We start from the raw sequence: 26,769 nt of genomic DNA, 5'->3' as shown, positions 1-26,769 counted from the left end.
TGTCCAGCACGCAGAACCTGGGACCTCAACACCTCGTGTCGGACATCAAAGACGCCGTCACGAGGACTACAGATAACCCAGGAACGGCTCAACAAGGAGATCCGCCGCCGCACCGACGTCGTCGGGATCTTCCCCCACCGCGACGCCCTGATCCGCCTCGTCGGCGCCGTGCTGGCCGAACAACACGACGAATGGGCCGAATCACGCCGATACCTGGGCCTCGACGTCCTCAGCAAATCCCGCCTGACCACCACCACAACACCAGAACAGGAGGACAACCCCGCGGCACTAACCGCATAAAACACGACATCGAAGAATCACACGACGAGGTCGTACACCACGTCCCTGGACTTGACCGCTGTTGTAGTGGCACTGCTCAGATATTGTCGCCTGCCATGAGGATGGGGCCAGTGTGACCTTGATTTTAGCCAGCGTGGCTGGACTACGCCGGGCATGCCGGGTTCCTGACCGACCCGGCCCGGGTGGCGTCGCCGAAAGACAAGCCGCGCGTAAAGCGCAGCGTGCAGTACGTGCGCCGAAACTTCTGGGACCGTGAAACATTCACCAGCCTGCACCAGGCGCAGTAAGCAGCGGTGCGCTGGTGTCGTGACATCGCCGGCACCCGCATCTGCCGCAGGCGATGGAGCTTGACCACGAAAGCGGAGTGACCTTCGACCAGGGCGCCTCGGTGGCCAGCCAACAGCCGGATCGAACCAACAGCTCTTGGTAGAGACAGGCGCGTCTTTGGTCTTGGTTCGGCATCGCGGATACCTTCCCGTGTGACTCATCTTGTCGCTCAACTACCCCGATTCTCTCTCCTAGTCCAGTGGGTCAACAGGTGCGGTGGTTGGGTGTCGAGCCAGGCGTCTGTGCGGCCCTTGATCAGGAATCCGCCGCAATGCATCGCTGCCGGCGTTAGCTTTTGGGTTAGCCTATTGACTACGCACGAAACTGAGGTATTGCGGTCTGGCACGGCGGCTGAGGCTGCCACGCCGATTGCCGACCCGTCAGGCCGAGGTGATCTGGTCAGCCAGGGCGCGCAGCGCTTCGAGATCCGAGACATCGAAGGGTAGCGAGGGCACTCCGATCACCGGCACATGCGGATGGGCGCCGGTGAAGCGGGACAGCAGCCGGATCTCGCGCTTGGCCGTCTGGCCCCGATCGGTATGGATGTGCAGTACGGCCGCCGCCAGGGACGCGGACTCTGAACTTTCGGCCTCGAGCTTCTCGGTGGCGTCGATCGCCCGCTCGACTGGCAGCGAGCACAGCAGCGGATGGGTGCGGTTCAGGACCAGCCCGGCCAGCGGCATCCCTTCCTGGGACAGCCGGTCGACGAAGAAGGCCGCCTCACGCAACGCGTCAGGCTCAGCGGCCGAGACGACCACGAATTGGGTGCCGCGCCGTTTGAGCAACGCGTAGGTGCGGTCGGCTTTCTCCCGAAAGCCGCCGAACGTCGCGTCCAGGGACTGCACGAACGCCGCCGCGTCGCCGAGCATCTGCGAGCCCAGGATCGTCGACATCGCCTTCATGGCCAGTCCCATCGCGCCGGTCACCAGCCGGCCGATGCCCCGGCCGGGTGCGAGCAGCAGCCGCCACAGGCGGCTGTCCATGAAGCTGCCCAGGCGCTTGGGGGCGTCGAGGAAATCCAGGGCGTTGCGCGACGGAGGGGTGTCGACCACAACCAGATCCCACCGGTCCTGGGCCAGCAGCTGCCCCAACTTTTCCATGGCCATGTATTCCTGCGTGCCGGCGAGCGACGTGGCGACCGTCTGATAGAACTGGTTGTCCAGAATCGACTGTGCGCGATCGGATCCCGAATACTGGACCACCATCTCGTCGAAGGTGCGCCGCATGTCGAGCATCATCGCGTGCAGTTCGCCGGGCACCTCCGGCGCCAACGGGACACGTTGCGGCGTATTGCCAAGGTCGTTGACTCCCAACGCTTGTGCGAGTCGCTTGGCCGGGTCGATCGTCAAAACCACTACGGTGCGCCCATATTCGGCAGCACGTAGCGCGATCGCCGCGGCGGTGGTGGTCTTTCCGACACCGCCGGCGCCGCAGCACACCACTACCCGGTTGGTCGTATCGGCCAGGATCGCGGCCATATCAAGGGTTTCCGGCTTGTGTGCCTGTGTCATAGTTACCGAACCCCCTGTTGGGCAAGTACTTCCGAAAGTTCGTAGAGGCTGCCCAGGTCGACCCCGTCGGAGATCGTCGGCAGTTCCAGCCTTGGCACTTGCAGCGAATCGAGTTGCTGCGCAGTCTCCGAGCGCGCGCTGATCCGGGTGGCGTGCTCGATCGTCTCGGTCAGCAGGCCCGCGAAGTCGGCGTCTTCGAGTTCGATCCCGGCCGCCGCCAACCCGGCGCGCACAGCGTCCGCGTCCACCACACCCTCGGCGGCCTTCGCCAGGTCGTCGTTGCCCAGGTAGGCCGGAATGTTGCGGTTCACGATCACGCTGCCGATTGGCAGTTCCATCTCCGCGAGTTCCTCGATGGCTTCCAGCGTTTCCTGCACCGGCAGCGCTTCCAGCAGCGTCACCAGATGGATGGCGGTCTGATCGGAGTGCAGCAGCCTGACCACGCCCTCGGCCTGCGAATGCACCGGTCCGCCCTTGGCGAGATCCGACACCGCCTTGGTGACGTCGAGGAAGCGGGCGATGCGGCCGGTCGGGGGTGCGTCGACAACGATCGCGTCATAGACCGGCAGCCGATTCTTGTCGACGCGGATCACCGTCTCCTTGATCTTGCCGGTGAGCAGCACGTCACGCAGGCCGGGCGCGATGGTCGTGGCGAACTCGATGGCGCCGATGCGGCGCATGGCCCGGCCCGCGATGCCGAGGTTGTAGAACATGTCGAGGTATTCCAGGAAGGCCGCCTCGATGTCGATCGCCAGCGCATTGACCTGGCCGCCGCGTTCGGCGGTCGCGATCTTGAGCTCCTGGTAGGGCAGCGGCGGGACGTCGAACAATTGCGCAATCCCTTGGCGCCCTTCGACTTCCACCAGCAGCACTTTGCGTCCGCCGGCAGCCAGGGTCAGCGCCAGCGCGGCCGCGATCGTCGACTTACCGGTGCCGCCCTTGCCGGTCACGAAATGCAGGCGCGCCTTCGACAACCGCGAGGGCCACCCAACGGAACTACCGCCGCTCGATGTGTTAGCCACCATCGCATGCTAGCCGTTGCTGTTTTGCCCGATAAGCTCGCGACCATGACCCAACCCACCACATGGGAGTACGCGACGATTCCGCTGCTCACCCACGCCACCAAGCAGATCCTCGACCAATGGGGCGCCGACGGCTGGGAACTGGTGGCGGTGTTGCCCGGACCCACCGGCGAGCAGCACGTCGCCTACCTCAAGCGGCCCAAGTGAGCGCCAGAGCCCGTCTCGAGGAACTCGGCCTGACGCTTCCCCAGGTGGTCGCACCGCTGGCCGCCTATGTGCCTGCGGTGCGGACCGGAAATCTGGTCTACACCGCGGGCCAGCTCCCATTCGTCGACGGAAAGTTGGGCTCCACCGGCAAAGTCGGTGCCGACGTCGCCCCGGACGTGGGCAAGGCGCTGGCCCGCGTGTGCGCGCTCAACGCGCTTGCTGCCGTGGATTCGCTGGTGGGTCTGGACTCGGTGACGCGAGTGGTCAAGGTGGTGGGCTTCGTCGCCTCCGCGCCCGGCTTCCACGGACAGCCGGGCGTCATCAACGGCGCCTCGGAACTACTTGCCGAGGTGTTCGGCGACAGCGGCGTGCACGCGCGCTCGGCGGTCGGGGTGGCCGAGCTGCCGCTGGACGCGCCCGTGGAAGTCGAGATGATCGTGGAGGTCGGGTAGGGGCCGTGGCCGGGTCAGCGCTCGCCCATCCCGCGTACGCCCAGCTGCGGGCGGTCACCGACACCGCCTCGGTGCTGCTGTGCGACAACCCGGGCCTGATGACGCTGGAGGGCACCAATACCTGGGTGCTTCGTGGTCCTCGCAGTGACGAGCTGGTGATCGTGGATCCCGGACCCGACGACGACGAGCACATCGCGCGGGTGGCCGCGCTGGGCCGTGTCGTCCTGGTGCTGATCAGTCACCGGCACGGGGACCACACCGATGGCATCGACAAGCTGGTCGAGCGCACCGGGGCCACAGTGCGCTCGGCGGGCAGCGGGTTCTTGCGTGGATTGGGTGGTGAGCTGGTCGACGGCGAAGTGATCGACGCCGCGGGTCTGCGAATCACCGTGATGGCCACGCCCGGCCACACCGCGGACTCGTTGTCGTTCGTGCTCGATGACGCGGTGTTGACCGCCGACACCGTACTGGGGCGCGGCACTACCGTGATGGATTCCGAGGACGGCAACCTGACCGCCTACCTGGACTCGCTGCAGCGGCTGCGCGGGCTGGGACGGCGGGCCGTGCTACCCGGCCACGGGCCGGAACTGCCTGATCTGGACGCTGTCACGCAGGGTTATCTGGTGCACCGGCACGAGCGGCTGGAACAGGTGCGTTCGGCGCTGCGCGAACTCGGCGAGGACGCCAGCGCCCGTCAGGTGGTCGAGCACGTCTACACCGACGTCGACGAGAAGCTCTGGGACGCCGCCGAATGGTCGGTGCAGGTGCAGCTGGACTACCTGCGGGCTCAGTAGCGCGAGCAGACGCGGAAGCCCCTTTTTCGGCGTGGAATCAGGGGGCTTAGCGTCTGCTCGGCATGAGTGCGCGCGCTTACCTCGCTCGGCGCGCCAGTCTCTCCGAATCCGAGATCAGCACGCTCTTACCCTCCAGGCGAATCCAGCCGCGGTGCGCGAAGTCGGCCAGCGCCTTGTTCACCGTCTCCCGCGACGCACCCACCAGCTGGGCGATCTCCTCCTGAGTCAGGTCGTGGGTGACCCGCATCGCGCCACCCTCCTGGGTGCCGAAACGCTGCGCGAGCTGCAGCAGCTGCTTGGCCACCCGGCCGGGCACATCGGTGAAGATCAGGTCGGCCAGGTTGTTGTTGGTGCGCCGCAACCGGCGGGCCAGCACGCGCAGCAGTTGCTCGGCGATCTCCGGGCGGTCGGCGATCCACGCCCGCAGCGCGTCGCGGTCCATCGAGACCGCGCGCACCTCGGTGATCGTCGTCGCGCTCGACGTCCGGGGTCCCGGGTCGAAGATCGACAGCTCGCCGAACATGTCCGACGGGCCCATGATGGTGAGCAGGTTCTCCCGCCCGTCGGGTGAGCGACGGCCGATCTTCACCTTGCCCGCCACGATGATGTACAGCCGGTCACCCGGTTCACCCTCGGCGAATACGGTGTGTCCACGGGGGAAGTCGACGGGCTGCAACTGCTTGGTCAGTGCGGCGACTGCGCTGGGCTCAACCCCTTGGAAGATTCCGGCCCTTGCCAGGATCTCGTCCACGTTGCCTCTTCTTGCCTTGTCAGTTCTTAACGACGTCGATACGGGCAGGCCTAACTGTGACGGCCGACACGAGTCTAAACGTAGGCCAAACGGTGCGGCCTGCCAACGCTACACACGATTAACGTATCGAGTCACCGTAAACTGCGTGTTGGTCACATACCGCCCATGGATGCGGGTGGGCAGACCCGATTCGATACGGCCGACCATGTCGGTGGCAAAGAAAGTCTCGGCGTGATGCCGTCCGGTGAGCGCTTTGGGCGCCGCGGCGGCGTCCAGTCCGAGCGCCTGCCGGCGGTGCAGCAACTCCAGCGCTTCCGGCATGCCCTCACGGGCCAGCGTACGGACGTCGACGGCTTCTGCGTGGTCGAGAAAATCCGCAACGTCCGTGGCGGTCACAGAGTCGTGGGCGAGCGACCTTTCCAGCCGCCCGAGCCCCAGCGTCGCCAGCATCAGCAACGCCGGGATGCAGGCCACCAGCAACCACAACACACAAAGAGTAAACATGCCCAAGGTCTCAGCAAGATCACGAAATCAGTACTCTGTCGTAGGTGTCAGCGGCAAAGTCGTCTTCTCCCAAGGAAAAGGGGGTGGAGAAAGCGCTCGCCAAGCGCTTCGCGAACGAGACGCGCACCGGCTTGGTGCGACGGGCGCGCAGAATGAATCGGACGCTGGCGCAAGCATTTCCGCACGTCTACTGCGAGCTCGACTTCACCTCCCCGCTCGAACTCGCGGTCGCGACCATACTTTCGGCTCAAAGCACCGACAAGCGCGTGAATCTGACGACGCCTGCGCTGTTCGTGAAATACCGCACGGCACTGGATTACGCGCAGGCCGATCGTGAAGAACTCGAAGCCCTGATCCGCCCGACCGGCTTCTACCGCAACAAGGCCACGTCGCTCATCGGACTTGGTCAGGCCCTGGTCGAGCGGTTCGACGGGGAGGTGCCGCACACCATGGAGGAGTTGGTGACGCTGCCCGGCGTCGGCCGCAAGACCGCCAACGTCATCCTGGGCAACGCGTTCGACATCCCCGGCATCACCGTCGACACCCATTTCGGGCGGTTGGTGCGACGGTGGCGATGGACCGCCGAGGAGGACCCGGTGAAGGTGGAGCACGCCGTCGGTCAGCTGATCGAACGCAAGGAATGGACGCTGCTCAGCCATCGGGTCATCTTCCACGGCCGCCGGGTGTGCCACGCCCGCAAGCCGGCGTGCGGAGTGTGCGTCCTGGCCAAGGATTGCCCGTCCTTCGGCCTCGGACCCACCGAGCCGCTGCTGGCCGCCCCCCTCGTTCAGGGCCCGGAGACCGACCACTTGTTGGCCCTGGCCGGGTTGTAGCCGCTTCGGGCATGAAGGGGCTCTCCGGTGCTGCCCGCTGGACCATCGCCGTGGTGGCGGTGGTGGCCGCACTCGTGGTGGCGCTGGTAGCGCAACTGCGGGACGGCGGTGCCCCTCCGACGGCTTCCCAGGGGCCAGTCGGGCGCGAGCATCGGGATGCCGACACCGCCGAGGCGCTGGCCGGCCCGCGACGGCGGGCGGACCTGCCCCCCTGCCCGACCGCGCATGACGGGACGGGCGTCCCGGCTTTGCGCGGTGTGGTGGTGGAATGTGCGGCCGACGGCGCCGCGGTCGACGTGGCCAAGGCTCTGGGCGGACGGCGGGTGGTGATCAACCTGTGGGCGTACTGGTGTGGGCCGTGCGCTGCCGAATTGCCGGCCATGGCCGAGTATCAACGTCGGGTGGGATCAGACGTGATGGTGGTGACGGTGCATCAGGACGAGAACGAGACGGCTGCCCTCCTGCGGTTGGCCGAGCTGGGTGTCCATCTGCCTACCCTGCAGGACGGCCGCCGTCGCGTGGCGGCGGCGCTGCGAGTCGCAAACGTGATGCCCGCGACCGTCGTGCTGCGGCCGGACGGTAGCGTTGCGCAGATCCTGCCGCGGGCATTCGACAGCGCCGACGAGATTGCGGCCGCGGTCGGGGAGTGAGGCGGGGTGAGCGGATCAGATGAGGTGCCGGTGACTGCTGCGGGTACTGCGCGCGAGCGGCGGACGGTCGCCCTGACGCCTGATGCCGGACCGGCCTGGTTGCGGCCGCTGATCGACAACGTCGACCAGATTCCCGATGCGTTCCGTCGCCGCCTGCCGGCCGACGTGCTGGCGATGGTGACGGCGGCGAAGTCGCTCGGTCGGGGTGGGCGCGATGCCGCGGTCCTGGTGCTGTTCTCGGGGCCGGAGTCCGGCACGGCCGAGGGAGGCGTTCCGGACGACGCGGACCTGCTGCTCACCGTTAGGGCGTCGACCCTGCGCCACCACGCCGGCCAGGCCGCCTTCCCGGGCGGGGCATCCGATCCCGGCGACGACGGCCCGGTCGCCACGGCCCTGCGCGAAGCGCGCGAGGAAACCGGCATCGACGTCGACAGGTTGCACCCGCTGGTCACCATGGAACGCACCTTCATCGCGCCGTCGCGGTTTCACGTCATCCCGGTACTTGCGTACTCGCCGGACCCCGGTCCGGTGACGGTCGTCAATGATGCCGAAACGGCTATTGTGGCGCGCGTCCCGGTGCGCGCCTTCATCAACCCGGACAATCGGCTGATGGTCTATCGGGGCACCTTGGGACGTCGCTGGGCCGGGCCGGCGTTTCTGCTGAACCAGATGCTGGTCTGGGGCTTCACCGGCCAGGTGATCTCGGCGGTTCTCGACGTGGCGGGCTGGGCGCAGCCCTGGAATACCGACGACATCCGCGAGCTGGACGACGCGATGGTGCTGGTCGGTGACTCGGACGGATTGCGGGGTGGGTCGCGATGAACTCGATGACGCCCTCGCAATGGCTGGACATCGCCGTCCTGGCGGTCGCGTTCATCGCCGCGATCTCCGGCTGGCGTTCGGGCGCACTGGGGTCGGTGCTCTCGTTCGCCGGGGTGGTGCTCGGAGCGGTGGCCGGAGTCCTGCTGGCGCCACACATCGTCAGCCATATCGCGGCTCCGCGGGCCAAGTTGTTCGCGGCGCTGTTCCTGATCCTGGCGCTGGTGGTGGTCGGCGAGGTCGCCGGCGTGGTGCTGGGACGGGCGGTGCGCGGTGCGATCCGCAACCGGCCGGTCCGCACCATCGACTCCGTCATCGGTGTGGCTGTGCAGTTGATGGTGGTGCTGACCGCGGCCTGGCTGTTGGCGACCCCGCTGACCCAATCGAAGGACCAGCCGGAGCTGGCGGCCGCGGTCCGGGGTTCCCGGGTGCTGGCCGAGGTCAACGAGGTGGCGCCGACCTGGTTGAAGACGGTGCCCAAGCGCCTGTCGGCGCTGTTGAACACCTCCGGCCTGCCCGCGGTACTGGAGCCGTTCAGCCGCACCCCGGTGATCCCGGTCGCCTCGCCGGACCCGGCGCTGGCCAACAATCCAGTGGTGGCGGCCGCCGCGCCGAGCGTGGTCAAGGTGCGCAGCCTGGCGCCGAGCTGTCAGAAGGTGCTCGAAGGCACCGGCTTCGTCATCTCACCCGAGCGGGTGATGACCAATGCGCACGTGGTGGCCGGCTCCAGCAGCGTCTCGTTGCAGGCCAACGGCAAGAATTACGACGCCACGGTGGTGTCCTACGACCCGCAGGTGGACATCGCGATTCTGGCCGTTCCGGGACTGCCGTCGTCTCCGCTGGTGTTCGACGACACCCCCGCGAAGACCGGCACCGACGTGGTGGTCCTGGGCTACCCGGGTGGCGGCAACTTCACCGCCACCCCCGCCCGGATCCGGGAGGTGATCAAGCTCAGTGGCCCCGACATCTACCGCAGCCCGCAGCAGGTCACTCGTGACGTCTATACGATCCGGGCCAACGTGGAGCAGGGTGATTCCGGCGGGCCGCTCATCGACCTCGACGGCCGGGTGCTCGGCGTGGTGTTCGGCGCGGCCGTCGACGACGCGGACACCGGCTTCGTGCTGACGGCTGAGGAGGTGGCCGGCCAGCTCTCCAAGATCGGCGCCACCGCACCGGTGGGCACGGGAGCCTGCGTCAGCTGAGGTGGTGCACCTTCTGCAAGAATCGCATCAGGTGCCGGGTGATTTCTTCGGGCGACTCTTCGTGGCTGAAATGCCCAGCGCCGGAGACGGATACGTAGCGGCCATGCGGTGCGTAGCGCTGGGTGCGTTCGACCGGAGCGGCCAGGACGTAAGGATCGGCGTCGCCCCGGATGTGCAGCAGGGGCATGCTCAGTTGCGCCGTGGTGGACTTGATGAACCGGTGGCCTTCGCCCCGTAGCTGGCTGCGCACCGCCCACCGTTGATACTCCAGTGCGCAGTGCGCGGCGCCCGGAATCTGGATGGCCTGCCGGAGATAACGAATTGTATGCGAATAGTCTTGCGAGGCAAGCCATTTAGCGCCACTGCGGGCGCGGACGAGGCGCTCGATCTCGGCGCCGTCGTGCCGGGTGAGCAGTCGCTCCGGCAGCAGCGGCGCCTGGTAGCGCAGCAGGGTCGGCAGCAGCGCGCGGCTCTGGTCCCGACGGGTCAGCGTGGATCGCCGCAACGCCGCCGGGTGCGGCGAACTGATCAGGGCAATGCCGCGCACCAGCCGCGAATGCAGCAGTGCGGTACCCCAGCAGGCCAGCCCGCCGTCGGCGTGGCCGATCAGCGTCGCCGACGAATGCCCAAGTGCGCGAATGAGTCCGGCGGTGTCTCCCGCCAACGTCCAACCGTCGTAGCCGCGGGGTGGTTTGTCGCTGCCGCCGTAGCCGCGCAGGTCGACCGCAACCACCCGGGCGCCGGTCAGCGCACGTAGCTGGTGGCGCCACGACCACCAGAAGGACCCGAACCCGTGCAGCAGCATGACCAGCGGCCGGCCGGTAGCCGCCCCGCTGGGGTTGTCGGCGTTCGCTTCGACGACGTGGAACCGGATGCCGTTGGCATGCACATCCAGATGGCGCCAAGGCCCGTCGATGCGGACGATCGACGGATCCGGAGCCGGCACTTACCAGCCCGAGGGATCGGTGGGAGTGCCGTTCTCCGGCTTTTCGTGTCTGCCGTGGTGTTCGGGTAGCTGCTTGGGGCCGGCCGGCGCCTTGTCGTGGCCCGGCGCGAAGGCGGTGCGTGCCTCTTTCACCGATTCGATGGTCTTCTGGGGGCCGCGGATCCTGCGAACCTTCAAGAAGCCGAACAGCGCCAGCGCGGCGGTGACGACGACCATGATGGCGAAGACGATGAGGAACGCGGCCCAGCGCCACAGCCAGTTGTTCAGCAGCTCGGCGAGGAAAAAGAAGAAGAAGAACGTCGAGTAGAACAGCACCACCAGCGCGGAGATGAAGAAGACGCTGCCGGTCAGGCCCTTTTTGACGTCGCGGGTGATCTCCGCGCGCGCCAGCTCGACCTCGGCGCGCACCAGGGTCGACATCTGGGTTGTGACGTCTTTGATCAGGTCACCGACCGACGGCTCGCCGGCCCGCGCGTGCGGGTCGGTCAGCGGGATCGTGGTCAGCGTGTTGGGCACACCGTTCTTGCGATCGGGTTTGCTCACAGACGGTCCTCTCCGTTTCGCGGCTCGTCGGTGTCCCGCTGAGCCGCGCAGTGCGCGTCGTCGCGGTTTATGTTGCCATGCGGCCCCAGGGCCGACGAGGCCGGACGAGGCCAGCCGAGGGCTGTCCTAAGCGCGGCGGACAGGATGCGTTGATCCTCTACACTGGCCCACTGGCCGGAGATCTCTCACGCCAGTCTTTGACAATCGAACGGGGTATCACTTTGCAGCAGGCGCCAGGCGGCTTGAAACCGACCCTGAAATCGGCTTCCGCCGTGGCCGTCCTGGCCGTTGTATTGGGCCTGCTGTTCCTGCCGGCCAACACCGCGTCCGCCGACGACAAGGTTGCGTTGGGCGGTGGGTCGGGCATCGTCGTCAACACCGGTACCCTGTGCACGCTGACCGCGATCGGCCACGACAAGTTCGGCGATCTCATCGGATTCACCTCCGCGCACTGCGGTGGCCCCGGGGCGCCGGTCGCCGCCGAGGGTGCCGAGAGCCACGGTCAGGTCGGGACGATGGTGGCCGGTAACGACGGGTTGGACTACGCGGTCATCAAATTCGACCCGGCCAAGGTGAACCCCGTGAACAACGTCAACGGCTTTGCCATCAACGGCATCGGCCCCGAGCCGGTTTTCGGTCAGGTCGCATGCAAACAGGGCCGCACCACCGGCAACTCCTGCGGTGTCACCTGGGGCCCGGGCCAGGACCCGGGCACCATACTGATGCAGGTCTGCGGCGGGCCGGGCGACTCCGGGGCTCCGGTCACTGTCGACAACCAACTGGTCGGGATGATCCACGGCGCGTTCAGCGACAGCCTGCCCAGCTGCGTCACGAAATACATCCCGCTGCACACACCCGCCGTCGTGATGTCGATCAACGCCGATCTGGCCGACATCGTCGCCAAGAACCGCCCCGGCTCGGGATTCGTCCCGATCGGCTGAGTTACTTCGCTTCGCGGATCGCGTCGAACACGTTGGGATCCAACAACGTCGACGTATCGCCCAGGTCACGGTTCTCGGCCACGTCGCGCAACAGCCGGCGCATGATCTTGCCGCTGCGGGTCTTCGGTAGCTCGGGCACGATGTGCACCTCACGAGGTTTGGCGATCGGCGAGATCTCGTGCGCAACCTCGGCGCGCAACTCCTCCACAGTGCCTTCACTGACTTCGTAGTTGGAGCGCAGCACGACGAACGCGCAGATGGCCTGGCCGGTGGTGTCGTCGGTGACTCCCACCACCGCGGCCTCGGCGACGCCGCGGTGCCCGACCAGTGCCGACTCCACCTCGGCGGTGGAGATGCGGTGGCCCGATATGTTCATCACGTCGTCGATGCGCCCCAGCACCCAGATGGCGCCGTCCGGGTCGAAGCGGGCGCCGTCACCGGCGAAGTAGTAGCCCTTGTCGGCGAACTTGGACCAGTACGTCTTGCGGTAGCGCTCGGGGTCACCCCAGATGCCGCGCAGCATGGACGGCCACGGCTGGTCCAGTACCAGATAGCCGGTGACGTGGGTTTCCCCTTCGGTGTCCGGCGGCAGCGGGTCGCCGTGGTCGTCGACGATCTTGGCCGAGATGCCGGGCAGCGGGGTCATGGCCGACCCCGGCTTGACCTTGCTGACGCCGGGCAGCGGGGAGATCATCGCCGCGCCGGTCTCGGTCTGCCACCACGTGTCGACGACCGGCACCCGGCCCCCGCCGATCACGTCGCGATACCACCGCCACGCCTCCGGGTTGATGATCTCGCCGACCGAGCCGAGCAGCCGGATGCTGGACAGATCGTGCGCGTCGGGGATCTCGCGGCCCCACTTCATGAAGGTCCTGATCAGGGTGGGCGCGGTGTAATAGATTGTGACGCCATACTTTTCGATGATCTCGAAATGCCGGTGCTCGCTGGGGGTGTTGGGCGTGCCCTCGTACAGTACTTCGGTGATGCCGTTGGACAGCGGAGCGTAGACGCCGTAGGTGTGCCCGGTGACCCAGCCGATGTCGGCGGTGCACCAGAACACGTCGGTCTCGGCTTTGACGTCGAAGATGGCGTGCATCGTGTACGCGCACTGGGTCAGGTACCCGCCGCTGGTGTGCACGATGCCCTTTGGCTTGCCGGTGGTGCCCGAGGTGTACAGCAGGAACAGCGGGTGCTCGGCGTCGAACGCCTCGGCGGTGTGTTCGGGGGAGGCCTTGTCCACCACGTCGTGCCACCACAGGTCGCGGTCGTCGTCCCAGGAGACCTCGATTCCGGTGCGGCGCACTACCAGAACGTGTTCGACCGGGCTGTCGTCGACCGAGACGGCCTCGTCAGCGGCTTCTTTCAGCGGCGCCGGCTTGCCGCGGCGGAACTGCCCGTCGGCGGTGATCAGCAGCTTGGCATCGGCGTCGGCGATCCGGGTACGCAGCGCGTGCGCGGTGAAACCGCCGAACACCACGCTGTGCATCACGCCCAGCCGCGCGCAGGCCAGCATCGCGATCACCGCCTCTGGGATCAGCGGCAGATAGATGGCGACCCGGTCACCGGCGACCAGGCCCAGCTCGGTGAGCGCGTTGGCGGCCTTGCATACCTCCTGCTGCAGTTGCGCGTAGGTCAGGGTGCGGCGGTGGTCCTGCGGTTCGCCTTCCCAGTGGATGGCGACCCGGTCACCGTTGCCCGCCTCGACGTGCCGGTCCACGCAGTTGTAGGCGACGTTGAGCTTGCCGCCGACGAACCACTTGGCGAACGGGGCGTCCGACCAGTCCAGCACCTCCTGGTAGGGCGTCGCCCAGGACAGCCGGTCGGCCTGCGCGGCCCAGAACGCCAGCCGGTCTTCCTCGGCCTGTTCGTACAGCTCCGGGCGGGCGTTGGCCTGCTCGGCGAACTGGGTCGGGGGCGGGTAAGACGACGGCTGTTCGGCATCGGTGGCGGTCACAGCTGCGAGCGTAACTCCGCGCTGGCACGGACACTTATCGGCCGCGGCTGGTCACCGGGCGTCTCCCTGCCGGACAATTCCAGGTATGGCACCCGCACTTCGGATACTGGCTGTTCTGGCCGCCGCAGCAAGCTTCACCGCCCCGCCTGCCTGGTCGGCTCCGGCTGACCCCGTGCCGTGCTCGGCTGGGCAGGTCGTGGTGACTGCGGCCGGGCCCGAGGCGGCGGTCGGGCACCGCGCGGTCACCTTGATTTTCGCGTTGGCGCCTGGTGTGGGGCCGTGCACGCTCACCGGCTACCCCCGGGTCGAATCGGGCACCGGTGGCCCACTCATCACCGCGCAGCCCACCTTGCGCGGGTACATGGGCGGGCTGCCCAGCGACCTCGATGTGCCCCCGACCATCACCGTTTCCCCGTCACAGCGCGGGGAGTCGGTGGTCGAGGGCATGTCCGTCAACTCAGCCGGCGACCCCTGTCCCAACTACACCGACCTGAGCGTCACACCGCCTGGTGGGTCGGGTCCGGTCACCGTGGCGGCGGCGATCGACAGTTGCCAGCTACAGGTGCACCCGGTCACCCAGGTCGTCATCGAGCCGGTGCCGCCGTCCTAGCCTCTAGGGTCGCTGATGTGCGTCGGATCATCAGGATGGTGCTGGCCGTCCTTGTGCTGGCCGGTGGCCTGGCCGGATGCGGCGGCGGCATGCTCACGCCTGACGTGGTGGTGGTCAACGGCGGCGAGCCGCCCAACCCCCTGATCCCGACCGGCACCAACGACAGCAACGGTGGCCGCATCATCGATCGGCTGTTCGCCGGCCTGGTGTCCTACGACGCGGCCGGCCGGCCGTCGCCCGAAGTCGCGCAATCGATCGAGAGCCTCGACAACGTCAACTACCGGATCGTTCTCAAACCGGGCTGGACGTTCACCGACGGCTCGCCGGTGACGGCTCACTCGTTCGTCGACGCCTGGAACTACGGCGCGTCGAGCGCCAATGCTCAATTGCAGCAGCAGTTCTTCAGCCCGATCGAGGGATTCGACGGATTGTCGGCGGCACCCGGTGACGGCAAGCCCACCACCATGTCCGGGCTGCGCGTGGTGAGCGATCTCGAATTCACCGTGCGGCTGCGGGCGCCGACGATCGACTTCGTGCTGAGCCTGGGCCACAACGCGTTTTACCCCCTGCCCTCGTCGGCTTTTCGCGATATGGCGACGTTCGGGCGGCACCCGGTCGGCAATGGTCCCTACAAGTTGGCCGATAGTCCCGACGAGCCGGCGTGGGAACACAACGTCAAGATTGACCTGGTGGCCAACCCCGCTTATCACGGCAACCGGAAGCCGAGGAACAAAGGCCTGCGATTCGAGTTCTACGGCAACCTGGACACCGCCTATGCCGACCTGCTCTCGGGCAATCTCGATGTGCTGGACACGATTCCGTCCAGTGCATTGACCATCTACCAGCGTGATCTGGGAGGCAACGCCGTGAGGGGTCCGGTGGCCGTCAGTCAATCGCTCGACACCCCGCTGCGGTTGCCGCATTTCGGTGGAGAAGAAGGCCGGTTGCGCCGGCTGGCGATATCGGCGGCCATCAACCGCCCGCAGATCTGTCAACAGATCTTCAACGGAACACGAAGCCCAGCGCGCGATTTCACCGCCAGCTCACTGCCGGGATTCGACCCGCACATTCCGGGCAACGATGCGCTGGACTTCAACCCGGAACGCGCGCGGCAACTTTGGGCGCAGGCCGACGCGATATCACCCTGGAGCGGGCGGTACGCCATCGCGTACAACGCCGACAGCGGCCATCAAGAGTGGGTGGACGCCGTAGCCAACAGCATCAAGAACGCGTTGGGCATCGACGCGGTGGGCGCACCGCAGCCGACCTTCGCCGGCTTCCGCACGCAGATCACCAACCGCACCATCGACTCCGCGTTCCGAGCCGGCTGGATCGGTGACTATCCGTCGATGATCGAGTTTCTGGCGCCGCTCTACGCCACCGGCGCCGGTTCCAACGATGTCGGATATTCCAGCCCGGACTTCGATGCCGCTCTCAAGGCTGCTGAGGCGGCGCCCGACCTGCGGCAGGCCGATGTGCTGGCCAATGTGGCGCAACGAATCCTGTTGCACGACATGCCCGCCGTTCCACTGTGGTACTACATCAGTGTCATCGGATGGTCGAGCCAGGTCAGTAACGTCAAGCCCACCTGGAACGGGCTGCCCGACTACGAGAACATCGTGAAGGGCTGAGATGGGCTGGTATCTGTTGCGCCGGGTCGCGGTGATGATCCCGGTCTTTCTGGGTGCCACGCTGCTGATCTACGGCATGGTGTTTCTCTTGCCCGGCGACCCGGTGGCCGCCATCGCGGGCGACCGGCCGCTGAGTCCCGAAGTCGCCGCTCAACTGCGTGCCCGTTACCACCTCGACGACCCTTTCCTGGTGCAGTATCTGCGTTACCTGGGCGGACTGCTGCACGGCGACCTGGGCCGGGCGTACTCCGGCCTGCCGGTGAGTGCCGTTCTGGCACATGCATTTCCGGTGACGATCCGGCTGGCGCTGATTGCACTGGTGGTGGAGGGCGTGCTCGGCATCGGGTTCGGGGTGGTCGCCGGACTGCGCCAGGGCGGCGTCTTCGATGCCACGGTGCTCGTCACTGGACTGGTGATTATCGCCATTCCGATTTTCGTCCTCGGTTTTCTGGCGCAGTTCGTGTTCGGCGTTCAATTGGGCTGGGCCCCGGTGACTGTCGGCGGTCGAGCCACCTTCGGGCGGTTGCTGCTGCCCGGAATCGTGCTGGGGCTGGTGTCTTTCGCCTATGTGGTGCGGTTGACGCGATCCGCGGTCGCCACCAACGCGCATGCCGACCACGTGCGGACCGCGACCGCCAAGGGGCTGTCACGGCCGCGGGTGGTGACAGTGCACATTCTGCGCAATTCGCTGATCCCGGTGGTCACCTTTCTCGGTGCCGACCTCGGGGCGCTGATGGGCGGTGCGATCGTGACCGAGGGCATCTTCAACATCCACGGCGTCGGAGGCGTGTTGTACCAGGCTGTCACCCGTCAGGAGGCGCCGACGGTCGTGTCGATCGTGACGGTGCTGGTGTTGATCTATCTGGTCAGCAATCTGTTGGTGGACCTGCTCTATGCGGCGCTGGACCCACGGATCCGCTATGTATAGGCGCCCCAAGTTCGTTACCGCTGCCGCGCTGATCGTGTTGATCTTGCTGGTGGCCGCGTTTCCGGCGTTTTTCACCGCCGTCGACCCCGGCTACGCCGATCCGAGCCAGAGCCTGCTGCCGCCGTCGGCGTCGCACTGGTTCGGTACCGACCTGCAGGGCCACGACATCTATGCGCGCACCGTTTACGGTGCCCGCGCGTCGGTCACGGTCGGATTGGGCGCGACCCTGGCCGTATTCGTCATCGGTGGATCGCTGGGTGCGCTGGCCGGCTTCTACGGGGGCTGGGTTGATTCCCTGGTATCGCGCATCACCGACGTGTTCTTTGCTCTGCCACTGCTTTTGGCTGCCATCGTGCTGATGCAGGTGATGCATCACCGCACGGTGTGGACGGTGGTCGCCATACTGGCCCTGTTCGGGTGGCCCCAGGTGGCGCGCATTGCGCGCAGTTCGGTGCTGGAAGTGCGGGGCACTGACTATGTGCTGGCCGCGAAAGCATTGGGTCTGAGCGGTTTCAGGACGCTGCTGCGGCATGTGGTGCCCAACGCCATCGGTCCGGTGATTGCCGTGTCCACGATCGCACTCGGTGTGTTCATCGTCACCGAGGCCACGCTGTCCTATCTCGGTGTCGGGCTGCCGACGTCGGTGGTGTCCTGGGGCGGCGACATCAACGTCGCGCAGATGCGACTGCGGGCGGGCTCCGCGATCCTTTTCTATCCTGCTGGGGCACTGGCGATTACGGTGCTGGCGTTCATGATGATGGGCGACGCGCTGCGCGACGCCCTGGATCCGGCCTCCCGGGCGTGGCGGGCATGACCGGCCAGGTGTTGCTGTCAGTCCAAGGTCTGCAGGTGAGTTTCGGTAACGACGATCCGGTGGTCCGCGGTGTGGATCTCAGCGTCTGTCGCGGTCAGACGGTGGCTGTGGTCGGTGAATCCGGCTCGGGGAAATCCACCACCGCGGCTGCGGTCCTGGGGTTGCTGCCGCCCGGCGGACGAATCACCGGCGGACGCATCACCTTCGACGGACGCGATATCACCGGCGCGGACCGGCGATTGATGCGTTCGATCAGGGGGCGCGAGATCGGTTATGTGCCACAGGATCCGATGACCAACCTGAACCCGGTATGGAGCGTCGGCTTCCAGGTTCGGGAGGCTTTGCGCGCCAACGCCGATGGGCGCCAGGCGCGACGGCGCGCGGTGCAGTTGCTCGCTGAGGCCGGCATGCCGGACCCGGCCAGGCAAGCCCGGCGCTATCCCCACCAACTTTCCGGCGGCATGTGTCAACGCGCGCTGATTGCCATCGGCCTGGCGGGCAGGCCCCGGCTGCTGATCGCCGACGAGCCCACGTCGGCGCTGGATGTCACCGTGCAACGGCAGGTTCTTGATCACCTGCAGCGCCTCACCGAAGAGTTGGGGACCGCGTTGCTGCTGATCACCCACGACCTGGCGTTGGCCGCCGAGCGGGCTGAGCAAGTAGTGGTCATCCACGACGGCACGGTGGTGGAATCGGGCGCTGCACAGTCGATTTTGCGCGAACCGAGCCACGAATACACCCAGCGGCTGGTGGCAGCGGCCCCGTCTCTGGCGGCTCGTGACAATCGCTCCGCGCAGATTAGGGAGCGGGTGGCGGCCGAGGCGGCCGAACACGCCGGCGCACAGGACGACATCCTGGTGGCGGCGGGGTTGACCAAGGTCTACCGGGAGTCCGGCGGCGTGCCCTGGCGGCGGATGGAATTCCGCGCTGTCGACGGGGTTTCGTTCCGGGTCCGTCGGGCCAGCACGCTGGCGATCGTGGGCGAGTCCGGCTCCGGCAAATCGACGGTGGCGCGGATGGTGCTCGGCCTGCTGCCTCCGACTTCGGGCAGCGTCGTCTTCGACGGAACCGACGTCCGGACGGTGCATACGACGCTGGCGTTCCGGCGCCGGATCCAGCCGGTATTCCAGAACCCGTACAGCAGTCTGGATCCGATGTATTCGGTGTTCCGCGCCATCGAGGAGCCGCTGCGGATCCACCGGGTGGGCGACCGTCGTCAGCGTGAGCAGACCGTCCGTGAGCTTCTTGAACAGGTGGCGTTGCCGCCGTCGGTGCTCGACCGGCTGCCCCGTGAGCTTTCCGGGGGTCAACGGCAGCGGGTCGCCATTGCCAGGGCGTTGGCGCTGCGGCCCGACGTGCTCGTCTGCGATGAGGCGGTATCGGCGCTTGACGTCCTGGTGCAGGCGCAGATTCTGCGCCTGTTGGGGGAGTTGCAGGCCAGCCTCGGGCTGACCTACCTGTTCATCAGCCACGACCTGGCGGTGGTTCGGCAGATCTCCGACGACGTGCTGGTGATGCAAGCCGGCCGGGTGGTCGAACACGCGGCCACCGAAGCGGTGTTCACCGCGCCCGCGCACGACTACACCCGGCAGCTGTTGGAGGCCATTCCCGGCGCCGCGGCCCGACCCCGATAGGTTGGCAAGCTGTGACTGACCCGCTGGCTCCGCTGATGGACCTGCCCGGCGTCGCCGAAGCGAGCGACCGGGCGCGCGAGGCGCTCGGCCGGGCCCACCGGCACCGGGCCAACCTGCGCGGCTGGCCGGTGACGGCCGCGGAGGCGTCGTTGCGGGCGGCGCGGGCCTCCTCGGTGCTCGACGGTGGCCCGGTGCGGCTGGATGACGTCGCCGATGCCGAGGGGGTCAGTGATCCGGTGTTCGGCGGTGCGCTTCGGGTGGCTCAGGCCCTGGAAGGCGGTGGCGGAGCGCTCGTCACGGTGTGGCAGAAGGCGCCGCTGCAAGCGCTGGCCCGGTTGCACATGCTGGCGGCCGCCGATCTGGTCGACGACGAGCACCTGGGCCGGCCACGCACCGATTCCGACATCGGGCGACGGCTGGAATTGCTCGCCGAGGTGGTCAGCCGTCCCACTCAGGCGTCGGCGCCGGTGGTTGCTGCCGTCGCGCACGGGGAGTTGTTGACGTTGCGGCCGTTCGGCAGCGCCGACGGTGTGGTGGCACGCGGAGTGTCGCGTTTGGTCACCATCGCCACCGGGTTGGATCCGCACGGACTCGGTGTGCCGGAGGTGAATTGGATGCGCCAGCCGGCGGCCTACCGGGACGCCGCGACGAAATTCTCATCGGGGACCCCAGCCGGTGTGGCGAGTTGGTTGGTGCTGTGTTGCCGAGCGTTGCGGGCCGGTGCGCAGGAGGCGCTGGCGATCGCGGAAGCGGTACCCCGACGGTAGCTGGCAGGTCGCCACACGAATGTCGGATAAATGCAAAGCGGGCGGCGATCCGAAAATTTCGAATCGCCGCCCGCCAACACGGTTCTTGGTTACCAAGCGTGCATTTGTGGGCTGCGTGGGTGGCCTCGGCGCGTTTACGACACTTCCTGCTGCAACCCCACCCAAGGGGCCGTCGGGGCAGTCCATTCTTCGCAATTACGCAGGCCCGCAACACTTCTGCCATATCAGTGGCTATGACTCCGCGTGGGTGCCAAGAACCGTGCTGGGTGCCCGGGTCGGGAGATCGAACCTTCTCTTCCGGATCGACCTTGGCCTCACCAGGCTGCCGTGACTCCTTTGTACTACTAGACCACAGGCACAGCAAGGCCTAACGGTGTCAAAATTGTGCAACGCAAATTAATTGCGCGCACTAAGTATTTGCTGAAGTGGCAGCGGCCGGTTAGAAGGCGAAGCGCCGCAACAGCGCATACGTCACCGCGCCGGCGGCCGCCGCGGTGATACCGACCGCAGCCGTCGTTGCGATCGCGGCGCCCGACGGTGCGGGGATCCGATCCCGCAGCGATACCGGCCGGGAGAACGACAGCACCGGCCAACCGCGTTCGACGGCTTCGCGGCGCAGCCCGCGATCGGGGTTGACGACCGAGGGGTGTCCTACGGACTCGAGCATCGGGAGGTCGGTGATCGAGTCGGAATAGGCGTAGCAATGTTCGAGGGGGTAGCCCTCGCGGGCCGCCAACTCTCGGATCGCCTGCACCTTGCCTTCGCCGTAGCAGTAGAAAGCGACCTCGCCGGTGTACTTCCCGTCCTCGACCACCATGCGGGTCGCCATCGCATGGGTGGCGCCGAGCGCGCGGGCGATGGGCCCGACGATCTCCTCACCCGAAGCGGACACCACCACCACGTCACGCCCGCACAGCTTGTGCGCGGCAATCAGGTCCGCGGCTTCGGCGAACACCAACGGTGTGACGATGTCGTGCAGTGTCTCGCCGACTATCGATTTGACCTGCGCGACATCCCAACCCGTGCACATGTTGGCCAAGTGGGTCCGCATCCGATCCATTTGGTCGTGATCGGCGCCGGATAGCAGAAAGATGAACTGCGCGTAGCTCGACTTCAGCACGGCTCGCCGGTTAAGCAGGCCTTGGGCGAAGAAGGGTTTGCTGAACGCCAGCGTGCTCGACTTGGCGATGATGGTTTTGTCCAAGTCGAAGAAGGCGGCGGTACGGGCACTCGGATGTGCTTGATCTGATGTTTGCGGCGAGATTTGCTGGGGCGCGGCCTCGTCGGGGACGGTCACCAGTCCAGCATAGGTCCGGCACGGCGTGCGGCCGCGATGTTGGGCCCGAAGTGGGCCGGCTGAATACGCCTGTTGTCTTTCTGCCCACCGGATTTACCCGGCTCGAGCCCTCATTTCCTTGCGCCGAGTACTTGCGTGAATCCCGGCTGGCATGTGTATAGTAAGCATTACTCGGCCTTGAGCCGAGGGTGTATCAGCCCGACCCCCCGGGGCTGATACACGACGACCTCCGCCTCCTCCCCCCCTGGCGGGGTCGTCCCTTTTCTGGGGTAAAAAATTCTCTCGCCGACGGCGGAATTTGGCAACTTGTGCGTTGCGGGGATGGCATTCGTCTCTGGCCAACCGGTGTCCAGCGAACCGCTTAGTGCACAGACCGGTCTTTCTCCACAGATCAAGCTTTGGCACTGGTGTCCAATACCGGCCGGGTCGCACGGTGGAGAGGTGAACGAAGTTTCTCCGGGTGGTTTCCACGTTGAGCGCGGGGTTCTGGTGCTCCTCGCGGAGTCACAGCTGCGTGACGAGGTGGACCGCGTCGCCGCGGCCGTCGGGGTGCGCGTCGTGCATGCCGGCGAGCGTGACACGGTGAGCAGGAAATCATGGTCGGCGGCTGCGGCGGTGGTGCTCGATCAGGCGGCGGCGCAACGCTGCGGCCGCGCCGCGTTGCCGCGTCGAAGCCACGTCAGCGTCGTGACCGGGTCCGAAGCCGACGCGACGGACTGGGCGGCAGCGGTGGCCGTGGGCGCCGAACGCGTGCTGCAAATGCCTCAACAGGAGCGGGAACTCGTCGGCGAACTCGCCGAAGCCGCGGAATCGGCGCGCGAGGACAACGGCTGCGGTGAGGGCGTGGCGGTGATCGGAGGCTGCGGTGGTGCCGGGGCGTCACTGCTGGCCGCGGCCTTGGCCCAGACCGCGGGCGACGCCCTGCTGCTCGATCTCGACCCGTGGAGTGGCGGCATTGATCTGCTGATGGGTGGCGAGTCCGCCCCGGGTCTGCGATGGCCCGATTTGGCGCTTGCAGATGGGCGGCTGAACTGGGCCGCGATCCGCGAGGCGCTACCGCGCCAGCGCAAGGTGAGCGTTCTGTCAGGCACTCGGCGTGGCTACGAGTTGGAGCCGGGACCCGTGGCAGCGATCGTGGATGCGGGTCGCCGCGGGGGTGTCACCGTGGTGTGCGACCTTCCGCGGCGTCTCACCGAGGCGACGCAGGCCGCTCTGGACAGCGTCGACCTGGTAGTGCTGGTCAGCAGGTGTGACGTTCGGGCATGTGCGGCTGCCGCGACACTCGTACCGGTGCTTACCGCGATCAATCCCAACCTCGGACTGGTCGTCCGCGGGCCGGCTCCGGGTGGTCTGCGGGCGACCGAGGTTGCCGACATAGCGGGCGCGCCACTGCTGGCGTCGATACGTGCCGAGCCAGGGCTGTCCGAGCGGCTCGAGCGCGGCGGCCTCCGGTTGGGCCGCAGATCCGCGCTGGCGGCGGCGGCGCGTTCGGTGCTCGCAGTGCTGCCGACCAGGCGTGGGGCTCCCATCGGGGGGGCGGCATGAACGGATCGTTGATCGAGCGGGTGCGGGAGCGGCTGGCGTCCGAGCCCGGTCCGCTGCGGTCCGCCGTGGTCGCCGCGGCGATCCGCGCCGAATCTGGGGGGATACTCGGCGACACTGAGGTGCTGGCGAATCTTCGACTGCTGCAGACGGAACTGACCGGCGCCGGCATCCTCGAACCGCTGCTTCGCGCGGAAGGCACCACCGACGTTTTGGTGACGGCGCCGGATGAAATTTGGATAGACAATGGAAACGGTTTGCGGCGCAGCCATATTCGGTTTGCCGACGAGGCCGCTGTGCGACGACTGGCGCAACGCTTGGCGTTGGCCGCTGGGCGCCGACTCGATGATTCGCAGCCGTGGGTGGACGGACAGCTGACCGGAATCGGATGTGGCGGATTCGCGGTGCGGCTGCACGCGGTCTTGCCCCCGTTGGCCGTTGGCGGCACCTGCTTGTCACTGCGGGTGCTGAGGCCGGCCACACAGGATTTGGCCGCGTTGACCGCTGCGGGGGCGATCGCGCCGGAGGTTGCTGCGCTGGTTTCCGACATCATCGCCGCACGGCTGGCATTTCTGGTGTGCGGGGGGACGGGGGCGGGCAAAACCACGCTGTTGGCGGCGATGTTGGGTGCCGTCTCGCCGACCGAGCGGATCGTGTGCGTCGAGGACGCCGCCGAACTCGCGCCCCGTCATCCGCATCTGGTCAAGCTCGTGGCGCGGTGCGCCAATGTCGAGGGCGTCGGCGAGGTCACGGTGCGCGATCTCGTCCGGCAGGCACTCAGGATGCGCCCCGACCGGATCGTAGTCGGAGAGGTCCGGGGCGCCGAGGTGGTCGACCTGTTGGCCGCCCTTAACACCGGCCACGACGGGGGAGCCGGCACGCTTCATGCCAACAGCCCGGCTGAGGTTCCCGCCAGGCTGGAGGCGCTGGGTGCGCTCGGAGGGCTCGACCGGGCTGCGCTGCACAGCCAGCTCGCGGCCGCGGTCCAAGTGTTGCTCCACGTCGCGCGCGATCGGGCCGGTCGGCGACGGCTCGGCGAGATCGCGTTGTTGCGGCGCTCCGAGAGCGGACTGGTGAGGGCGATACCCGCCTGGCACGCCGAGCACGGCCGGATGGAAGCCGCGGCCGAGTTGGACGCCGCCCTGCGAACCCGGTTAGCGGCATGAGGGGACTGCAACTCGCGGCGGTGTTGTTGTCATCGGCGCTGCTGGTGGCACCCGCGTCACCGCGGACTCGACTGATCACTGCGGAACGCCCAGGCCGGCGCCTGATTGTGGGCGCCCGGGCGGTCGGTTGGCTTTTCGGGTGCTTCTGTGCGGTGGCGGCATTGCTGCTGCCATGGACGACGGTGGTATGCGGCGCCTCGGCCAGTGCTCTGATGTGGGTCCGTTACCGTCGCCGCCGCCGCACTCGGCGCGGTTACGAAGAAGTGCGGGCGCTGGAAGCGGGTCTGGACGTACTCGTCGGAGAACTGCGGGTGGGTGTCCATCCGGTCAACGCATTCGACGTTGCCGCCAAGGAGACCACGGGTGCGGTTTTTGCGGGGATGCGGGCGGTCGCTGCCCGGGCCCGGTTGGGCGCCGATGTCGCGGCCGGGTTGCGTGCCGCGGCGGGATCTTCGGCGCTGCCGCATCACTGGGAGCGGCTGGCCGTGTGTTGGCAGCTGGCCAATGACCACGGCTTGGCGATCGCCACGCTGATGCGGGCCGCGCAACGTGACATTGCTGAGCGACAACGGTTTTCGGCGCAGGTCACATCGGGCCTGGCAGGGGCGCGCACCACCGCGGCCATCCTGGCGGGGCTCCCGCTGCTGGGCTTGCTGCTCGGGCAGGCGATCGGCGCCCGGCCGCTGAGCTTCTTGTTCGGTGGCCAGGCGGGCGGGTGGTTCCTGCTGGCGGGTGTGGGGCTGACCTGCGCCGGACTGTGGTGGTCGGACCGGATCACCGATCGTGCGGTCTCGGCATGAGCGTCGCGGCGCTGTTGTTGGCCCTGGCAGTGCTGGTGGGCGCCGGTCCATCGGTGGTACGCGCTCGTGCGAAGCTGCCGGAGCGCTCGTCTCGTGCCCGTCCAGAGCGCGCGCGCAGCCCGGACCCGTTGGGCATTTCGTCGAGCCTGGATGTGCTGGCGGTGTGCCTGACGGCGGGAATGGCGGTCGCGACGGCCGCATCGGCGATCGCGGGATCCGCGCCGCCGCGGTTGGCTCTGGTGCTGCGTCGCGCGGCTGATCTGTTGGCGCTGGGTGCCGACCCCGCGATTGCGTGGTCCACGCCGACGGAATGGGGCCCGGCCGACGGGCAAGTAGATGGGCTGCTTCGGCTGGCACGTCGATCGTCCTCGTCGGGCGCCGCTCTAGCCGACGGTGTTGCCGATCTCGCGGTGCAGTCGCGCCATGACGCCGCGTCCGGTGCCGCGGCTGCCGCCGAGCGGGCCGGAGTCCTGATTGCGGGTCCGCTCGGATTGTGTTTCCTGCCGGCGTTCGTGTGCCTTGGCATCGTTCCGGTGGTCGCCGGGCTGGCCGGCAATGTATTGCAGTCGGGATTGCTATGAGAGAGGAAAGTGTTGATGAGGAGCATGTTTCGCGTCATGGCGGCGCGTCTGACGATGCTGGTGAGCGACGAGACCGGCATGTCGACGGTCGAGTACGCAATCGGCACCATCGCGGCCGCGGCGTTCGGCGCGATCCTGTATACCGTCGTGACGGGCGACTCGGTGGTGTCCGCGCTGAACCACATCATCGGACGCGCGCTGAGCACCAAGGTTTAGCCTGCAGTGCGGGCGCGAGCACTGTCGAGGCGGCTTTGGCGATCGCCGCCCTGGTGGCCGTGCTGGTGGTGTGCCTGGCCGGTGTCACGGCGGTGTCGATGCAGGTGCGTTGCGTCGACGCCGCACGTGAAGCGGCCCGGTTGGCCGCTCGTGGCGACCAGGCCAACGCCATCGAAGCGGCGCGGCGGATCGCGCCTCCCGGGGCCCGGGTTCAGGTGCAGCACGATGGCGGATACCTGGTCGCCACCGTGGTGGCGCGTTCAAACCTGTTGCCTGCTTTGGATATTGCTGCCAGAGCGGTGTCGGCCGAGGAGCCGGGATGATCGCGGCTCGGCGACGGTGGTCGCCGTTGCGATGGTCGCCGTATTGCTGTTCGTCGCGGCAGCGGGGGTTTACCTCGGGTCGGTGGTGGTGGCGCGCCATCGAGCGCAGGCGGTGGCCGATCTGGGCGCCTTGGCTGGGGCAGCCGCACTGCCGCAGGGGGTTTCGGCAGCGTGTGCGCGCGCAACCGCGGTGGCCCGTGGCAACCGGGTTCGCGATATCGACTGCGCGGTAACAGATCTCGACGTCGTCGTCACCGTTGAGATGGCTGTGCCTGTCGCCGGGGCGGTGCATGCTGCAGCGCGGGCGGGGCCGGTAGATGAGCCTTAGCGGGTCGCCGACTGGGCACCGGGGGGATCCGCGAGCGGCGGGCATGCCGCGCTGTGCGCTAGGAAGAACCCGCCATACCGGCCTGACCCAGCAGTCGGCCGCCCGCCCCTCCGGCTCCGGCGATTCCGGGGTTGGTGGCGGGCCCGGCATTCCCGCCGTTCCCGCCGTCACCGACCAACCAGGCGTCGCCGCCTTTGCCGCCGTCGCCACCGCTACTGCCGATCGCGGCGGTGATACCGCCGGCGCCACCGTTTCCACCGTTTCCGACCAGCCCCGATCTCCCGCCGGCGCCGCCGTGTCCGCCGGCTCCGGCGGATCCGGTGGAAACGGCGGCGTTGGCCACGATGAGGGTGGCGCCGGAGCCGAACAACCCGGC

At 67.5% G+C, this 26,769-nt stretch carries 30 protein-coding genes and 1 pseudogene; 22 read left to right on the top strand and 9 right to left on the bottom strand.

Annotated elements, in window-relative coordinates; genetic code table 11:
* The coding region (locus AWC08_RS19305) for a transposase (protein ID WP_244906514.1) at nucleotides 1-300 on the top strand (300 nt) is incomplete at its 5' end.
* A gap of 707 nt (nucleotides 301-1,007) precedes the next feature.
* Here the strand turns inward: AWC08_RS19305 and bagB are convergent.
* Both bagB and bagA read right to left on the bottom strand, forming a co-directional pair.
* A complete protein-coding gene (gene bagB, locus AWC08_RS19300; RefSeq protein ID WP_142283672.1) occupies nucleotides 1,008-2,138 on the bottom strand; it encodes an ATPase BagB in 1,131 nt (376 codons plus the stop codon).
* Nucleotides 2,139-2,140: 2 nt separating this feature from the next.
* Complete coding sequence (bagA, locus tag AWC08_RS19295) at nucleotides 2,141-3,163, bottom strand: ATPase BagA (protein ID WP_065132587.1); 1,023 nt, start codon at nucleotides 3,161-3,163, stop codon at nucleotides 2,141-2,143.
* Between the two features lie 42 nt (nucleotides 3,164-3,205).
* Here bagA and AWC08_RS19290 point away from each other — a divergent pair, with 42 nt between their 5' ends.
* From AWC08_RS19290 to AWC08_RS19280, 3 genes are read left to right on the top strand one after another with little or no spacing between them, the layout of a single operon-like run.
* A complete protein-coding gene (locus AWC08_RS19290; protein WP_120794267.1) occupies nucleotides 3,206-3,367 on the top strand; it encodes a Sp36 family protein in 162 nt (53 codons plus the stop codon).
* Complete coding sequence (locus AWC08_RS19285; RefSeq protein WP_069434576.1) at nucleotides 3,364-3,819, top strand: RidA family protein; 456 nt, start codon at nucleotides 3,364-3,366, stop codon at nucleotides 3,817-3,819. Before AWC08_RS19290 ends, AWC08_RS19285 begins: the two co-directional genes overlap by 4 nt.
* Nucleotides 3,820-3,824: 5 nt before the next feature.
* Entirely contained in the window at nucleotides 3,825-4,613 is a 789-nt protein-coding gene (locus AWC08_RS19280) for an MBL fold metallo-hydrolase (RefSeq protein WP_065132585.1), read from the top strand.
* 76 nt (nucleotides 4,614-4,689) lie between these two features.
* Here AWC08_RS19280 and crp read toward each other — a convergent pair whose 3' ends face one another.
* Together crp and AWC08_RS19270 are read right to left on the bottom strand one after the other, a co-directional pair.
* Nucleotides 4,690-5,364 carry a cAMP-activated global transcriptional regulator CRP gene (crp, locus tag AWC08_RS19275; RefSeq protein ID WP_036362963.1) on the bottom strand — a complete coding sequence of 225 codons (675 nt, stop codon included), beginning with the start codon at nucleotides 5,362-5,364 and terminating at the stop codon, nucleotides 4,690-4,692.
* A gap of 108 nt (nucleotides 5,365-5,472) precedes the next feature.
* Nucleotides 5,473-5,868, bottom strand: a complete 396-nt coding sequence (locus AWC08_RS19270) for a hypothetical protein (protein WP_065132584.1) — start codon at nucleotides 5,866-5,868, stop codon at nucleotides 5,473-5,475.
* Nucleotides 5,869-6,020: 152 nt separating this feature from the next.
* Here AWC08_RS19270 and nth point away from each other — a divergent pair, with 152 nt between their 5' ends.
* The 4 genes from nth to marP are packed head-to-tail and all read left to right on the top strand — an operon-like array spanning nucleotide 6,021 to nucleotide 9,372.
* A complete protein-coding gene (gene nth, locus AWC08_RS19265; protein ID WP_142283674.1) occupies nucleotides 6,021-6,701 on the top strand; it encodes an endonuclease III in 681 nt (226 codons plus the stop codon).
* A gap of 11 nt (nucleotides 6,702-6,712) precedes the next feature.
* Nucleotides 6,713-7,351, top strand: a complete 639-nt coding sequence (locus AWC08_RS19260; RefSeq protein ID WP_065132582.1) for a TlpA family protein disulfide reductase — start codon at nucleotides 6,713-6,715, stop codon at nucleotides 7,349-7,351.
* Nucleotides 7,352-7,357: 6 nt separating this feature from the next.
* The gene (locus tag AWC08_RS19255) at nucleotides 7,358-8,173 is read left to right on the top strand and encodes an NUDIX hydrolase (protein ID WP_142283671.1); all 816 of its coding nucleotides are present in this window, start codon (nucleotides 7,358-7,360) and stop codon (nucleotides 8,171-8,173) included.
* 5 nt (nucleotides 8,174-8,178) lie between these two features.
* Entirely contained in the window at nucleotides 8,179-9,372 is a 1,194-nt protein-coding gene (gene marP / locus AWC08_RS19250; protein ID WP_142283673.1) for an acid resistance serine protease MarP, read from the top strand.
* Here marP and AWC08_RS19245 read toward each other — a convergent pair.
* Nucleotides 9,365-10,318 carry an alpha/beta fold hydrolase gene (locus AWC08_RS19245; RefSeq protein ID WP_069433947.1) on the bottom strand — a complete coding sequence of 318 codons (954 nt, stop codon included), beginning with the start codon at nucleotides 10,316-10,318 and terminating at the stop codon, nucleotides 9,365-9,367. The two genes, marP and AWC08_RS19245, sit on opposite strands and share 8 nt — an antisense overlap.
* A complete protein-coding gene (locus tag AWC08_RS19240) occupies nucleotides 10,319-10,861 on the bottom strand; it encodes a phage holin family protein (protein WP_065132579.1) in 543 nt (180 codons plus the stop codon).
* 254 nt (nucleotides 10,862-11,115) lie between these two features.
* Between AWC08_RS19240 and AWC08_RS19235 the strand changes: the two genes are divergently transcribed.
* Nucleotides 11,116-11,802: a S1 family peptidase gene (locus AWC08_RS19235; RefSeq protein WP_082986136.1), complete on the top strand. Its 687-nt coding sequence runs from the start codon at nucleotides 11,116-11,118 to the stop codon at nucleotides 11,800-11,802.
* 1 nt (nucleotide 11,803) lies between these two features.
* Here the strand turns inward: AWC08_RS19235 and acs are convergent, their stop codons facing one another.
* A complete protein-coding gene (acs, locus tag AWC08_RS19230; RefSeq protein ID WP_069433948.1) occupies nucleotides 11,804-13,756 on the bottom strand; it encodes an acetate--CoA ligase in 1,953 nt (650 codons plus the stop codon).
* Nucleotides 13,757-13,841: 85 nt separating this feature from the next.
* Here acs and AWC08_RS19225 point away from each other — a divergent pair, with 85 nt between their 5' ends.
* Genes AWC08_RS19225 through AWC08_RS19200 form a run of 6 tightly spaced genes read left to right on the top strand, consistent with a single transcriptional unit; the run spans nucleotide 13,842 to nucleotide 20,140 of the window.
* Nucleotides 13,842-14,366 carry a DUF4232 domain-containing protein gene (locus AWC08_RS19225; protein WP_069433949.1) on the top strand — a complete coding sequence of 175 codons (525 nt, stop codon included), beginning with the start codon at nucleotides 13,842-13,844 and terminating at the stop codon, nucleotides 14,364-14,366.
* A gap of 35 nt (nucleotides 14,367-14,401) precedes the next feature.
* Nucleotides 14,402-15,997 carry a peptide ABC transporter substrate-binding protein gene (locus AWC08_RS19220; RefSeq protein WP_065132576.1) on the top strand — a complete coding sequence of 532 codons (1,596 nt, stop codon included), beginning with the start codon at nucleotides 14,402-14,404 and terminating at the stop codon, nucleotides 15,995-15,997.
* A gap of 1 nt (nucleotide 15,998) precedes the next feature.
* The gene (locus AWC08_RS19215; RefSeq protein ID WP_069433950.1) at nucleotides 15,999-16,925 is read left to right on the top strand and encodes an ABC transporter permease; all 927 of its coding nucleotides are present in this window, start codon (nucleotides 15,999-16,001) and stop codon (nucleotides 16,923-16,925) included.
* A complete protein-coding gene (locus AWC08_RS19210; protein ID WP_065132574.1) occupies nucleotides 16,891-17,739 on the top strand; it encodes an ABC transporter permease in 849 nt (282 codons plus the stop codon). The genes AWC08_RS19215 and AWC08_RS19210 overlap by 35 nt, the downstream gene beginning before the upstream one ends.
* Complete coding sequence (locus AWC08_RS19205; RefSeq protein ID WP_069433961.1) at nucleotides 17,736-19,373, top strand: dipeptide ABC transporter ATP-binding protein; 1,638 nt, start codon at nucleotides 17,736-17,738, stop codon at nucleotides 19,371-19,373. Before AWC08_RS19210 ends, AWC08_RS19205 begins: the two co-directional genes overlap by 4 nt.
* Nucleotides 19,374-19,408: 35 nt before the next feature.
* Nucleotides 19,409-20,140: a Fic family protein gene (locus AWC08_RS19200; protein ID WP_065132594.1), complete on the top strand. Its 732-nt coding sequence runs from the start codon at nucleotides 19,409-19,411 to the stop codon at nucleotides 20,138-20,140.
* A 439-nt stretch (nucleotides 20,141-20,579) separates the two neighbouring features.
* Here the strand turns inward: AWC08_RS19200 and AWC08_RS19190 are convergent, their stop codons facing one another.
* Nucleotides 20,580-21,437 (bottom strand): HAD-IB family hydrolase, encoded by an 858-nt coding sequence (locus tag AWC08_RS19190; protein ID WP_065132573.1) that lies wholly within the window; start codon nucleotides 21,435-21,437, stop codon nucleotides 20,580-20,582.
* Between the two features lie 489 nt (nucleotides 21,438-21,926).
* On the opposite strand from AWC08_RS19190, the gene ssd reads away from it, so the two are divergent.
* The 7 genes from ssd to AWC08_RS19155 are packed head-to-tail and all read left to right on the top strand — an operon-like array spanning nucleotide 21,927 to nucleotide 26,393.
* A complete protein-coding gene (ssd, locus tag AWC08_RS19185; RefSeq protein WP_232007907.1) occupies nucleotides 21,927-22,982 on the top strand; it encodes a septum site-determining protein Ssd in 1,056 nt (351 codons plus the stop codon).
* On the top strand, nucleotides 22,979-24,145 hold the full coding sequence (locus AWC08_RS19180; protein WP_069433951.1) for a TadA family conjugal transfer-associated ATPase: 1,167 nt from the start codon (nucleotides 22,979-22,981) through the stop codon (nucleotides 24,143-24,145). Before ssd ends, AWC08_RS19180 begins: the two co-directional genes overlap by 4 nt.
* Complete coding sequence (locus tag AWC08_RS19175; RefSeq protein WP_069433952.1) at nucleotides 24,142-24,945, top strand: type II secretion system F family protein; 804 nt, start codon at nucleotides 24,142-24,144, stop codon at nucleotides 24,943-24,945. Before AWC08_RS19180 ends, AWC08_RS19175 begins: the two co-directional genes overlap by 4 nt.
* A complete protein-coding gene (locus AWC08_RS19170) occupies nucleotides 24,942-25,526 on the top strand; it encodes a type II secretion system F family protein (RefSeq protein ID WP_142283669.1) in 585 nt (194 codons plus the stop codon). Before AWC08_RS19175 ends, AWC08_RS19170 begins: the two co-directional genes overlap by 4 nt.
* Nucleotides 25,527-25,535: 9 nt before the next feature.
* Nucleotides 25,536-25,742, top strand: a complete 207-nt coding sequence (locus AWC08_RS19165) for a DUF4244 domain-containing protein (RefSeq protein WP_142283668.1) — start codon at nucleotides 25,536-25,538, stop codon at nucleotides 25,740-25,742.
* Between the two features lie 35 nt (nucleotides 25,743-25,777).
* Nucleotides 25,778-26,065 carry a TadE family type IV pilus minor pilin gene (locus tag AWC08_RS19160; RefSeq protein ID WP_082986131.1) on the top strand — a complete coding sequence of 96 codons (288 nt, stop codon included), beginning with the start codon at nucleotides 25,778-25,780 and terminating at the stop codon, nucleotides 26,063-26,065.
* Nucleotides 26,066-26,096: 31 nt separating this feature from the next.
* Complete coding sequence (locus tag AWC08_RS19155) at nucleotides 26,097-26,393, top strand: Rv3654c family TadE-like protein (protein ID WP_232007906.1); 297 nt, start codon at nucleotides 26,097-26,099, stop codon at nucleotides 26,391-26,393.
* Between the two features lie 58 nt (nucleotides 26,394-26,451).
* On the opposite strand, the pseudogene AWC08_RS19150 reads toward AWC08_RS19155, so the two are convergent.
* Nucleotides 26,452-26,769: pseudogene (locus tag AWC08_RS19150) on the bottom strand (hypothetical protein); the annotation flags it as partial.

This window comes from Mycobacterium gordonae, assembly GCF_002101675.1.
Classification (GTDB): Bacteria; Actinomycetota; Actinomycetes; order Mycobacteriales; family Mycobacteriaceae; genus Mycobacterium; species Mycobacterium gordonae.
This window is presented reverse-complemented; position numbering and strand designations above follow the sequence as displayed.